Raw genomic sequence first — 12978 nt, 5'->3', positions numbered from 1 at the left:
TGGTGACAACGTGTCGATCACTGTGAAGCTGATCAACCCCATCGCCATGGAAGAAGGTCTGCGCTTCGCTATCCGCGAAGGTGGCCGTACCGTCGGCGCTGGCGTGGTCGCGAAAATCATCGCGTAAGGAAAATCTAGGGGTATAGCTCAATTGGCAGAGCGTCGGTCTCCAAAACCGAAGGTTGTAGGTTCGATTCCTACTGCCCCTGCCACCTGGGAATAGGTGGCAAGCAAGCCCGCTACGGTGTAGCGGGCTTCAGTGTCTTGAGGATGCTGAAAATTTAGTACAAGTGAGACGCGAATAAAGACTATGGCCACGACACAAGTTCAAACTGTCAACACCGGCGCAGACAAAGCCAAACTGGCTGCGGCTGCGCTGTTGGTGTTGGGCGCCTTGGCAGCCTTCTATTTGTTGGGCAAGCAGGGTGCACTGGTCCAGTGGGCCGTGTTGCTGCTGGGCTTGGGCTTGGCTGCTGTAGCCTTTTTTGCATCGGAATCCGGACGCCAACTCATCGCCTTTGGCAAGGATGCTTGGCGTGAAGTGCGCAAGGTGGTGTGGCCTGCTCGCAAAGAAGCAATTCAGATCACTGCGTATGTCTTCGGTTTTGTTCTTGTCATGGCTTTGTTTTTGTGGCTGACAGACAAGACGCTTGAGTGGCTTTTTTACGATCTGATCCTGGGGTGGAGAAAATAATGACTGATGATGTGGTGATTTCCGCTGCAGAGCAGCCTGCGCCCGCGCCTGTGAACCCTGACTTGCGCTGGTATGTTGTGCACGCCTACTCCGGTATGGAGAAGGCCGTGGAGCGCAATATCATCGAGCGTATCAACCGCGTTGGCATGCAAAACAAGTTTGGCCGCATCCTTGTTCCCATGGAAGAAGTGGTTGAAGTCAAAAACGGACAAAAGAAGACCACCGAGCGTAAATTTTTCCCCGGTTATGTACTGGTGGAGATGGTCATGGACGACGAAAGCTGGCATTTGGTGAAGCACACCAACAAAGTGACCGGTTTTGTGGGTGGTGCTAAAAACCGCCCTGCTCCCATCTCGGAAGCCGAGGTGATGAAGATCGTGAACCAGATGCAAGAAGGCACTGAGAAGCCACGTCACAAAATCGAATTTGTGGTGGGCGAATTTGTGCGCGTCAAGGAAGGCCCGTTCACCGATTTCAATGGCTCGGTGGAAGACGTCAACTACGAAAAGAGCAAGGTGCGGGTTTCGGTCACCATTTTTGGCCGCTCCACACCGGTTGAATTGGAGTTTTCTCAGATCGAGAAAACCTAAGGTTTGTCGGCCAGCGATGGCCGGTTTTGCATTTGCGTTTTCCGACTCGGCGCGAATGGATTTGAAGAGTCGTTAACCCCGGGGAGCCGAGGTCTGAGTTGTTCAGCACCAAGGCGTTATCACCCGTAAGGAGAAATCATGGCGAAAAAAATCGTCGGTTTTATCAAGCTGCAAGTGCCAGCCGGTAAGGCCAACCCATCCCCCCCTATCGGCCCTGCATTGGGTCAACGTGGTTTGAACATCATGGAGTTCTGCAAGGCATTCAATGCGCAGACCCAAGGTGTTGAGCCTGGTCTGCCTTTGCCCGTGGTGATCACGGCATTTGCCGACAAGAGCTTCACGTTTGTGATCAAGACGCCTCCAGCCACCGTGCTGATCAAGAAGGCTATCAAGCTGGACAAAGGTTCTTCCAATCCCCTGAAGGACAAGGTTGGCAAGATCACGCGTGCTCAGCTCGAAGAAATCGCCAAGACCAAGATGAAAGACATGACTGCCGCCGATCTGGATGCAGCCGTTCGTACCATTGCTGGTTCTGCTCGCTCGATGGGCGTGAATGTGGAGGGCGTGTAAATGTCTAAGCTCACTAAAAAGCAAAAAACCCAAGTTGGCAAAATCGACAGCAACAAGCTGTACGCACTGACCGATGCGCTGGGCCTGGTTAAAGAATTCGCCAACGCCAAGTTCGATGAATCCATCGACGTGGCCGTGCAACTTGGCATTGATGCCAAGAAGTCGGACCAAGTGGTGCGCGGCGCCGTCGTGTTGCCTAACGGTACCGGCAAGACCAAACGTGTGGCCGTGTTCGCCCAAGGCGCCAAGGCTGAAGAAGCCAAAGCCGCCGGTGCTGACATTGTCGGCATGGACGATCTGGCTGCCATGGTCAAGGCTGGCGACATGCCCTTTGACATCGTGATCGCAGCCCCTGATGCCATGCGTATCGTGGGTACTTTGGGTCAGATCCTGGGACCACGTGGTTTGATGCCTAACCCTAAGGTTGGCACCGTGACACCGGACGTCGCTACCGCAGTGAAAAACGCCAAGGCCGGTCAAGTGCAATTCCGTGTGGACAAAGCCGGTATCGTGCACAGCACCATCGGTCGCCGTTCGTTTGAATCCGCTCAGTTGCAAGGCAACTTGGCAGCTCTGGTGGATGCACTGAACAAAGCCAAGCCTGCTTCCAGCAAGGGTTTGTATTTGCGCAAAGTCGCTGTTTCGTCGACCATGGGTGTGGGTGTCCGCGTGGACCTGCAAACCATCTCGGCGTAATCGCAAATTTGGATGTCTCGCAAGAGACGTCCGATGTGGTGGGCTGCCAGATCTGAAAAGTACTGGCAGGCCATCCAAGACCGTTGGTGTGCAGGCAACTGCACTTAATAGTGAAGCCAACGCAGATGGCGATCCCGCTGCAGATGGAATGAGAGTTCTGTTAACAGTTGGTCGCTGCAATGTGGAGCCCTACGCGATGCAAATTGCAAGGGGCATTTAAAGGAGTAGACCTTGAGTCTTAATCGCAGTGAGAAAGAAGCAGTCATCAGTGATGTGACTGGCCTCGCCGCTAAAGCTCAAACGCTCGTGATCGCGGAATACCGCGGCATCACGGTCGCTGACATGACCAAACTGCGCAATACCGCGCGCAGCGCTGGTGTGAGCCTGAGTGTGTTGAAAAACACCTTGGCCCGCCGTGCTGTGGCTGGTAGCCAGTTCGACGTTGTGTCCGGCCAGATGACCGGTCCTCTGATCTATAGCTTTTCCGAAGACGCAGTTGCCGCCGCGAAAGTGGTGGCCGAGTTCGCGAAAACCAACGACAAGTTGGTGATCCGTGCTGGTGCGTACGGTGGCAAGGCTCTGGACGTGAACGGCGTGAAGCAATTGGCAAGCATCCCTTCCAAGGAAGTGTTGTTGGCTCAGTTGTTGGGCTTGATGCAGTCCCCCATTTCGCGTACGGCCCGTGTGCTGTCCGCACTGGCGGAACAGCGTGGCGCAGGTGCAGCAGAAGCTGCTCCCGCAGAGGCAGTGGCCGCTTAATTGCGCGCTGCCCGTAGTAACCAATATTGTTAGGAAATCAAAATGGCATTCGATAAAGACGCATTTTTGACCGCGCTGGATAGCATGACGGTCATGGAACTCAACGACCTGGTGAAAGCCATCGAAGAGAAATTTGGTGTGAGCGCAGCTGCTATGGCTGCTCCCGCTGCTGCTGGTGGTGGTGCCGCTGCTGCTGCTGAAGAGAAGACAGAATTCAACGTGGTGTTGACTGAAGCTGGCGCTAACAAAGTGTCCGTGATCAAGGCCGTGCGTGAAATCACTGGCCTGGGCTTGAAAGAAGCCAAGGATCTGGTGGACGGCGCTCCTAAGGCTGTTAAGGAAGGCGCTTCCAAGGCTGACGCTGAAGCTGCTAAGAAGAAGCTGGAAGAAGCTGGCGCCAAAGTCGAACTCAAGTAATCGACTGTTTTGCCAGGGCTGGAGGTCCCCACAAGGGCCTCCAGCCTTTGCTGCTTGTGAGCATTGAAATTAGTGCACACTCAAAAGCGGTCCCAAGACCATTTTTGAGTGTCTTCTGATCCGACTGCAGAAGATGCCTTGGTACGGGTTGTGTGCAATGCACAACCGTCCGCCAGTGATTGGTAGTGGCCAATCGCCAAGCCTGTTGAGAGTGGTGCTCAACGCGACAGTCGCCTAGGACCCCCAGGATTCCTCAGCCTTTGCCCGGAGATCTAATGGCTTACACATACACAGAACGCAAGCGAATTCGCAAAAACTTCGGTAATCGCGATAGCGTGCTCGAGATTCCCTACTTGCTGCAAATGCAAAAAGACGCCTACACGGCGTTTTTGCAAGCGGACGTAGCCCCCAAAAAACGCACCGCTGAAGGCCTGCAAGCTGCGTTCGAAGCTGCCTTCCCTATCGTCTCCCACAACGGTTTTGTGGAGATGAAGTACCTGGAGTACAACCTCGCCAAGCCAGCGTTCGATGTGCGCGAATGCCAAACCCGCGGTTTGACCTTTGCCTCGGCCGTGCGTGCCAAGGTGCAACTGATCATTTATGACCGTGAATCGTCGACCGGTCAGAACAAGGTGGTCAAGGAAGTCAAGGAACAAGAGGTCTACATGGGCGAAGTGCCTTTGATGACGGGCAAGGGTTCCTTCATCATCAACGGTACGGAACGCGTGATCGTGTCCCAGTTGCACCGTTCGCCTGGCGTGTTCTTTGAACACGACAAGGGTAAGACCCACAGCTCGGGCAAGCTGTTGTTCTCCGCACGCATCATTCCGTACCGTGGCTCCTGGCTCGATTTCGAATTCGACCCCAAAGACCTGCTGTACTTCCGAGTGGACCGCCGCCGCAAGATGCCGGTCACGATTTTGCTCAAGGCCATCGGCCTGAACAACGAATCCATCCTCGCGAACTTCTTCGTCAATGACAACTTCCGCCTGATGGACAGTGGCGCACAAATGGAATTTGTGGCCGAGCGTCTGCGTGGTGAAGTCGCCCGTTTTGACATCACCGACAAGTCTGGCAAAGTAGTGGTGGCCAAAGACAAGCGCGTGACGGCACGCCATACCCGTGAACTGGAGCAGTCTGGTACTACACACATCAGCGTGCCCGAAGACTTCCTGGTTGGCCGCGTCGTGGCCCGCAATGTGGTCGATGGTGACACCGGTGAAATCGTGGCCAAGGCCAACGAAGAGTTGACCGAAGCACTGCTGAAGAAGTTGCGTACGGCTGGCATCCAGGATTTGGCGTGCATCTACACCAACGAGCTGGATCAAGGGGCGTATATCTCGCAAACCCTGCGCACGGATGAAACCGTGGACGAATTTGCGGCACGCGTAGCCATCTACCGCATGATGCGTCCCGGCGAGCCGCCGACAGAAGACGCTGTGCAGGCTCTGTTCCAGCGCCTGTTCTACAACCCCGACACCTACGATCTGTCGCGCGTGGGCCGTATGAAGTTCAACGCCAAGATGGGCCGCTCGGAATCGACCGGTCCCATGGTACTGACCAACGAAGACATCCTGGCCGTGGTCAAGATTCTGGTGGATCTGCGCAATGGCCGTGGTGATGTTGACGATATTGACCACTTGGGTAACCGCCGCGTGCGCTGCGTGGGCGAGTTGGCCGAGAACCAGTACCGCACCGGCCTGGCACGTATCGAAAAGGCCGTCAAGGAACGTCTGGGTCAGGCCGAGCAAGAACCGTTGATGCCGCATGACCTGATCAACAGCAAGCCTATCTCGGCTGCGTTGAAAGAGTTCTTCGGTGCATCGCAGCTGTCCCAGTTCATGGACCAGACCAACCCGCTGGCTGAAATCACCCACAAGCGCCGTGTATCGGCCCTTGGCCCAGGTGGTTTGACCCGTGAACGTGCTGGCTTTGAAGTGCGTGACGTGCACGTGACCCATTACGGTCGCGTCTGCCCTATTGAAACGCCTGAAGGTCCAAACATCGGTCTGATCAACTCGCTGGCTTTGTACGCTCGCCTGAACGAATACGGTTTCATCGAGACACCGTACCGCCGTGTGGTCGACAGCAAGGTGACCAACGACATCGACTACCTGTCTGCCATCGAAGAAGGCAAGTACGTGATCGCCCAGGCCAATGCGGCTTTGGACAAAGAAGGTACTTTGACAGGTGATTTGGTGTCTGCCCGTGAAAAAGGCGAATCCATCTTGGTGAGTGCGGACCGTGTGCAGTACATGGACGTGTCGCCGGCGCAGATCGTGTCGGTGGCGGCATCCTTGGTGCCCTTCCTGGAGCACGATGATGCGAACCGCGCCTTGATGGGTGCCAACATGTCGCGCCAGGCTGTGCCTGTGCTGCGTCCCGAGAAGCCCATGGTGGGCACTGGTATTGAGCGCGTTGCTGCGGTGGACTCCGGCACCGTGGTTACGGCCACCCGTGGCGGTATCGTCGACTATGTGGACGCCACCCGTGTCGTGATCCGCGTCAACGACGCCGAAGCACAAGCTGGTGAAGTGGGTGTGGACATCTACAACCTCATCAAATACCAGCGTTCCAACCAGAACACCAACATTCACCAGCGTCCCATCGTCAAGAAGGGCGACAAGCTGTCCAAGGGTGATGTGATTGCCGACGGTGCATCCACGGATCTGGGCGAAATCGCCATCGGTCAGAACATGCTGGTGGCTTTCATGCCATGGAACGGCTACAACTTCGAAGACTCGATCTTGATCAGCGAGCGTGTGGTGGCCGAAGACCGCTACACCTCGATCCACATCGAAGAACTCGTGGTGATGGCCCGTGACACCAAGTTGGGTGCGGAAGAAATTACCCGCGATATCCCCAACCTGAGTGAACAGCAGCTGAACCGTCTGGACGAGTCCGGCATCATCTACGTGGGTGCCGAGGTTCTGCCGGGCGACACGCTGGTGGGCAAGGTCACGCCCAAGGGTGAAACCACGCTCACACCAGAAGAAAAGCTGCTGCGCGCCATCTTCGGCGAAAAGGCCAGCGACGTGAAGGACACGTCTTTGCGCGTGGATCAGGGCAGCTCCGGCACCGTGATCGACGTGCAGGTCTTCACACGTGAAGGCATCACGCGTGATCGCCGTGCACAACAGATCATTGACGACGAGCTGAAGCGCTTCCGTCTCGATTTGAACGACCAGTTGCGTATTGTGGAAGCCGATGCGTTTGACCGTATCGAGAAGCTGTTGACCGGCAAGGTTGCCAATGGAGGCCCTCAGAAGCTGGCCAAGGGCACCAAGCTGGACAAAGCCTACCTGGCATCCGTCGAGAAATTCCACTGGTTTGACATCCGTCCTGCCGACGAAGAAGTGGCAAGCCAACTGGAAAGCATCAAGAACTCGCTGGAACAGACTCGCCACAGCTTCGACCTCGCGTTTGAAGAAAAGCGCAAGAAATTGACACAAGGCGACGAACTGCCCGCAGGCGTGTTGAAGATGGTCAAGGTGTACATCGCGGTCAAGCGCCGCCTGCAGCCTGGCGACAAGATGGCCGGCCGCCACGGTAACAAGGGTGTGGTTTCCAAGATCACGCCCGTGGAAGACATGCCTTACTTGGCAGACGGCACGCCTGTCGACATCGTGTTGAACCCCTTGGGCGTTCCTTCGCGTATGAACATCGGTCAGGTTCTGGAAGTGCACTTGGGCTGGGCCGGTAAGGGCCTGGGCCAACGCATTGGCGACATGTTGCAACGTGAAGCCGCCGCGACCGAAATCCGCGGTTTCCTGGAGCAGGTCTACAACAGCACGGGTCGCAAGGAAGATTTGGCCCAGCTGTCTGACGCTGAAGTACAGGAAATGGCGAAAGAGCTCACCAGTGGTGTGCCCTTTGCCTCCCCGGTGTTCGACGGCGCTACCGAGAAGGAAATCGGCGACATGCTGCAACTGGCCTATCCGGATGACGTGGCCAAGGCCAAGGGCCTGACTGCAACACGTACACAAGCACAGTTGTACGACGGCCGCAGCGGTGACGCCTTTGAACGCACCACGACGGTGGGCTATATGCACTACCTGAAGCTGCACCACTTGGTGGACGACAAGATGCACGCCCGCTCGACCGGTCCGTACAGCTTGGTGACCCAGCAACCTCTGGGCGGTAAAGCCCAGTTCGGTGGCCAGCGCTTCGGTGAAATGGAAGTGTGGGCGCTGGAAGCGTATGGCGCATCCTACGTGCTGCAGGAAATGTTGACGGTCAAGTCCGATGACGTGCAAGGTCGTACCAAGGTGTACGAGAACATCGTCAAGGGTGAACACTCCATTGAAGCCGGCATGCCGGAATCGTTCAACGTGTTGGTCAAGGAAATCCGTTCCTTGGGCATCGACATTGAACTCGAACGTTCTTAATTGAAAGGGAAAGAGTCACATGAAATCTTTACTCGACCTGTTCAAGCAGTTCACGCCCGATGAGCACTTCGATGCCATCAAGATTGGCATGGCTTCGCCAGAGAAGATCCGTTCGTGGTCTTTTGGTGAAGTGAAAAAACCAGAAACCATCAACTACCGCACGTTCAAACCCGAGCGCGACGGCCTGTTTTGCGCCAAGATTTTCGGTCCCATCAAGGACTACGAATGCTTGTGCGGCAAGTACAAACGCCTGAAGCACCGCGGGGTGATCTGCGAGAAGTGCGGCGTTGAAGTCACGCAGACCAAAGTTCGCCGCGAACGCATGGGTCACATCGATCTGGCCGCACCTTGCGCCCACATCTGGTTCCTGAAGTCCCTGCCCAGCCGTTTGGGCCTGGTGCTGGACATGACACTGCGTGACATCGAACGTGTGTTGTACTTTGAAGCATATGTCGTCACCGATCCCGGCATGACTCCGCTGAAGAAGTTCAGCATCATGTCCGAAGACGACTTTGACGCCAAGTTCAAGGAGTTCGGTGACGAATTCCAGGCCAAGATGGGAGCCGAAGGTATCAAGGATCTGCTGCAAAGCATCGACATCGAAGGCTCGATCGAGAAGCTGCGCAACGACCTGACCGGTTCTGAACTCAAGATCAAGAAAAACGCCAAGCGTTTGAAGGTTCTGGAAGCGTTCAAGAAGTCCGGCATCAAGCCCGAGTGGATGGTGCTGGATGTGCTGCCCGTGTTGCCACCGGACCTGCGTCCGCTGGTGCCGCTGGATGGTGGTCGTTTTGCGACTTCCGACCTGAACGACCTGTACCGCCGCGTGATCAACCGCAATAGCCGTCTGCGTCGTTTGCTGGAACTCAAAGCGCCGGAAATCATTGCGCGCAATGAGAAGCGCATGTTGCAAGAAGCCGTGGACAGCTTGCTGGACAACGGCCGCCGCGGCAAGGCCATGACGGGCGCCAACAAGCGTGCGCTGAAGTCTTTGGCTGACATGATCAAGGGTAAATCCGGTCGTTTCCGCCAGAACTTGCTGGGCAAGCGCGTGGATTACTCTGGTCGTTCCGTGATTACCGTGGGCCCAACCCTCAAGCTGCACCAGTGCGGTTTGCCCAAGCTGATGGCCTTGGAACTGTTCAAGCCCTTCATCTTCGCGCGCCTGGAAGCCATGGGCATTGCGACCACCATCAAGGCTGCCAAGAAGGAAGTCGAATCCGGCACACCCGTGGTTTGGGACATTCTGGAAGAGGTTATCAAAGAGCACCCCGTGATGCTGAACCGTGCGCCTACGCTGCACCGTTTGGGTATCCAGGCGTTCGAGCCCATCCTGATCGAAGGCAAGGCCATCCAGCTGCACCCCCTCGTTTGCGCGGCGTTTAACGCCGACTTCGACGGTGACCAGATGGCCGTTCACGTACCTTTGTCGGTGGAAGCACAAATGGAAGCCCGCACGCTGATGCTGGCCTCCAACAACGTGTTGTTCCCCGCCAACGGAGAGCCCTCCATCGTTCCGTCGCAAGACGTGGTGCTGGGTCTGTACTACACCACCCGTGACCGCATCAACGGCAAGGGCGAAGGCTTGATTTTTGCCGACACGGGTGAAGTGCAGCGCGCTTTTGACGCGGGTGAGGTCGAACTGAATGCGCGCATCAACGTGCGTTTGACCGAGTGGACCAAGAACAAGGAAACCGGTGAGTTTGAGCCTGAAACCAAGCTCTGGGAAACCACGGCTGGTCGTGCGCTCTTGTCCGAAATCTTGCCCAAGGGACTGCCTTTCTCCAACATCAATAAGGCGTTGAAGAAGAAGGAAATTTCCAAGCTGATCAACGTGTCTTTCCGCAAGTGCGGATTGAAAGAGACTGTGGTGTTTGCCGACAAGCTGCTGCAAAGCGGTTTCCGTCTGGCGACCAAAGCCGGTATTTCCATCTGTATTGATGACATGCTGGTGCCACAAGAAAAGCACGACATCATTGCCCGTGCCCAGAAGGAAGTGAAAGAGATCGAGCAGCAGTACGTGTCCGGTCTGGTGACTTCTGGTGAGCGCTACAACAAGGTGGTGGACATCTGGGGCAAGTCGGGCGACGAAGTGTCCAAGGTCATGATGGCCAAGCTGTCCAAGGAAATGGTCGCAGACCGCCATGGCAATCAAGTGCAGCAAGAGTCGTTCAACTCCATCTACATGATGGCCGACTCCGGTGCGCGTGGTTCCGCTGCGCAGATTCGCCAGGTGGCTGGTATGCGGGGTCTGATGGCCAAGCCTGATGGCTCCATCATCGAGACACCCATTACCGCGAACTTCCGCGAAGGTCTGAACGTGTTGGAGTACTTCATCTCCACCCACGGTGCCCGTAAGGGCCTGGCCGATACGGCGCTGAAGACAGCCAACTCTGGTTACTTGACCCGCCGTCTGGTGGACGTAACCCAAGACTTGGTGGTGACCGAACAGGATTGCGGAACCCACAACGGCTACCTGATGCGCGCCATCGTCGAAGGCGGCGAGACTATCGAATCGTTGCGCGACCGCATCTTGGGTCGCACTGCGGCTGATGATGTGCTGCATCCAGAGAACCGTGCGGTTCTGGCGCCTGCTGGTGCCATGCTAGACGAAGACCTGATCGAGGAGCTCGAAGCCGCTGGTGTGGACGAAGTCAAGGTACGTACGGCACTGACTTGCGAAACCCGCTTCGGTATCTGCGCCAAGTGTTACGGACGCGATCTGGGTCGCGGCGGTCTGATCAACTTCGGCGAAGCTGTCGGTGTGATCGCTGCCCAGTCCATCGGTGAACCCGGTACCCAGCTGACCATGCGTACCTTCCACATCGGTGGTGCGGCTTCGCGTGCGGCTATTGCCTCCAGCGTGGAAGCCAAGTCCAACGGCGTGATTGGCTTCAATGCCACCATGCGTTATGTGACCAACAGCAAGAAAGAGCTGGTAGTGATTGCCCGTTCCGGCGAAATCGTGATCCACGACGAGCACGGACGTGAGCGCGAGCGCCACAAGGTGCCGTATGGTGCTGTGTTGACCGTCAAGGCCGACCAGACCATCAAGGCTGGCGCGATCTTGGCCAACTGGGATCCGTTGACTCGCCCCATCATTACCGAGTTTGCCGGTAAGGCCCACTTCGAGAACGTCGAAGAAGGCTTGACCGTGGCGAAGCAGGTGGATGAAGTGACCGGTCTGTCCACCCTGGTGGTGATCGATCCCAAGCGCCGCGGTGCTGCCAAGGTGGTGCGCCCTCAGGTCAAACTGATTGACGCCTCCGGCCACGAAGTGAAGATTCCTGGCACCGATCACTCGGTGACTATTGGCTTCCCCGTGGGCGCTCTGGTGCAGGTGCGTGACGGACAGGACGTGGGCCCCGGCGAAGTGCTGGCGCGCATTCCTATCGAAGGCCAGAAGACCCGAGACATTACCGGCGGTTTGCCACGTGTGGCCGAGTTGTTCGAAGCCCGTTCCCCCAAAGACAAGGGTGTGCTGGCCGAGACCACAGGTACCGTGTCCTTTGGTAAGGAAACCAAGGGCAAGGTCCGCCTGCAGATCACGGATCCCGAAGGCAAAGTCTGGGAAGAACTCGTACCCAAGGAAAAGAACATCTTGGTGCACGAAGGCCAAGTGGTCAACAAGGGCGAAAGTGTTGTGGACGGCCCAGCCGACCCACAAGATATCTTGCGCCTATTGGGCTCCGAAGAGCTGGCCCGTTACATCGTGGACGAAGTGCAGGACGTATACCGTTTGCAAGGCGTGAAGATCAACGACAAGCACATTGAAGTGATTGTTCGCCAGATGCTGCGCCGTGTGGTGGTGGAAGCCACGGGTGATTCCGGTTACATCAACGGTGAACAGGTCGAGCGCTCGGAAATGCTCAATACCAATGATGCCTTGCGTGCGGCTGGCAAGATCCCTGCGGTCTACACCAACCTGCTGTTGGGTATTACCAAAGCATCGCTGTCCACCGACAGCTTCATCAGCGCGGCTTCCTTCCAGGAAACCACCCGCGTGCTGACCGAAGCCGCCATCATGGGCAAGCGCGACGAGCTGCGTGGTCTGAAGGAAAACGTCATCGTGGGTCGTTTGATCCCCGCCGGTACGGGCCTGGCCTACCACGAAGCACGCAAGGTGCGTGAGACCATGGACGATGCCGAGCGTCGCGCCATAGCCGAAGCCGAAGCTGCCGAATTGGCAGGTGGTGCGGACGCCACTGGTGAACTGGAAGCCAACGAGGGCTCTGCGGCCGAATAATCCGCTGGTTCTGCGTTAGTGCCAATGCCCCAAGCATGTGTCATGCAGCTTGGGGCATTTTTCTTGGGAGCACCACGATGGATTTGTCTTTGCTGCTTTGGCTGGTTCTGGCCGTCCTGCTGTTTTGGGGCGTAGGTCTGTACAACCGCCTGATGCGCTTGCGGGCGCGTAGCCTCGAAGTGCTCGGGGTGGTGGAGAAACATGCCAGCGCCTGTGTGGTGTTGGTCAAGCAGTACGTAGCGGCCCCTGGTGGTAGTGATAGGCATGCCCCCGTGGGGGCGCCGTGGGTCGGTTTGCATGCGGCGGCATCCCGTTTGGAGCAATGGTTGGAGCAGTCCCGTTCCATGCCCCTGCAGCCAGACGCCATCCAGTCCTTGTCTGCCGCATGGGCCGCCATGCATGCCGCGTGGTTGGACGCTTCCGAAGGGCCCACGGATTTGGCAGGCCCCGTCATGCCGCCAGACATGCAAGAGGCATGGAGTGCTGCCAGCCTCAAGGTGCAAAGTGCGAGTGGTGGCTACAACCAAATTGTCGCCCGCTACAACGAGGCGATTCAACAATACCCGGCCCGCTGGGTCGCCGGTCTGATGGGTTTCCATCCGGCTGGGCCATTTTGAT

Annotated in this window: 9 protein-coding genes, 1 tRNA gene and 1 pseudogene; all 11 read left to right on the top strand. The window is 56.8% G+C overall.

Annotated features, from left to right (window positions below; all coding sequences use genetic code 11):
* Nucleotides 1-127: pseudogene (locus C5F53_RS11545) on the top strand (elongation factor Tu); the annotation flags it as partial.
* 9 nt (nt 128-136) lie between these two features.
* Nucleotides 137-212, top strand: a tRNA-Trp gene (locus C5F53_RS11540).
* Between the two features lie 98 nt (nt 213-310).
* Entirely contained in the window at nt 311-694 is a 384-nt protein-coding gene (gene secE / locus C5F53_RS11535) for a preprotein translocase subunit SecE (RefSeq protein WP_105261494.1), read from the top strand.
* Nucleotides 694-1284 (top strand): transcription termination/antitermination protein NusG, encoded by a 591-nt coding sequence (nusG, locus tag C5F53_RS11530; RefSeq protein WP_105261493.1) that lies wholly within the window; start codon nt 694-696, stop codon nt 1282-1284. The genes secE and nusG overlap by 1 nt, the downstream gene beginning before the upstream one ends.
* Nucleotides 1285-1422: 138 nt before the next feature.
* Nucleotides 1423-1854 (top strand): 50S ribosomal protein L11, encoded by a 432-nt coding sequence (gene rplK / locus C5F53_RS11525; protein ID WP_057674553.1) that lies wholly within the window; start codon nt 1423-1425, stop codon nt 1852-1854.
* Nucleotides 1855-2550, top strand: a complete 696-nt coding sequence (gene rplA, locus C5F53_RS11520) for a 50S ribosomal protein L1 (RefSeq protein ID WP_105261492.1) — start codon at nt 1855-1857, stop codon at nt 2548-2550.
* A gap of 231 nt (nt 2551-2781) precedes the next feature.
* Nucleotides 2782-3309, top strand: a complete 528-nt coding sequence (rplJ, locus tag C5F53_RS11515) for a 50S ribosomal protein L10 (RefSeq protein WP_105261491.1) — start codon at nt 2782-2784, stop codon at nt 3307-3309.
* Nucleotides 3310-3351: 42 nt separating this feature from the next.
* Nucleotides 3352-3726 carry a 50S ribosomal protein L7/L12 gene (rplL, locus tag C5F53_RS11510; RefSeq protein ID WP_105261490.1) on the top strand — a complete coding sequence of 125 codons (375 nt, stop codon included), beginning with the start codon at nt 3352-3354 and terminating at the stop codon, nt 3724-3726.
* Between the two features lie 275 nt (nt 3727-4001).
* On the top strand, nt 4002-8114 hold the full coding sequence (gene rpoB, locus C5F53_RS11505) for a DNA-directed RNA polymerase subunit beta (RefSeq protein ID WP_105261489.1): 4113 nt from the start codon (nt 4002-4004) through the stop codon (nt 8112-8114).
* Nucleotides 8115-8133: 19 nt separating this feature from the next.
* Nucleotides 8134-12360, top strand: coding sequence for a DNA-directed RNA polymerase subunit beta' (gene rpoC, locus C5F53_RS11500; protein WP_105261488.1), 4227 nt, complete (start codon nt 8134-8136; stop codon nt 12358-12360).
* A gap of 77 nt (nt 12361-12437) precedes the next feature.
* Entirely contained in the window at nt 12438-12977 is a 540-nt protein-coding gene (locus C5F53_RS11495) for a LemA family protein (protein WP_161499924.1), read from the top strand.
* Nucleotide 12978: the final 1 nt, after the last annotated feature.

The organism is Rhodoferax sp. TS-BS-61-7 (assembly GCF_002943465.1).
Taxonomy (GTDB): Bacteria; Pseudomonadota; Gammaproteobacteria; order Burkholderiales; family Burkholderiaceae_C; genus Allorhodoferax.
This window is presented reverse-complemented; position numbering and strand designations above follow the sequence as displayed.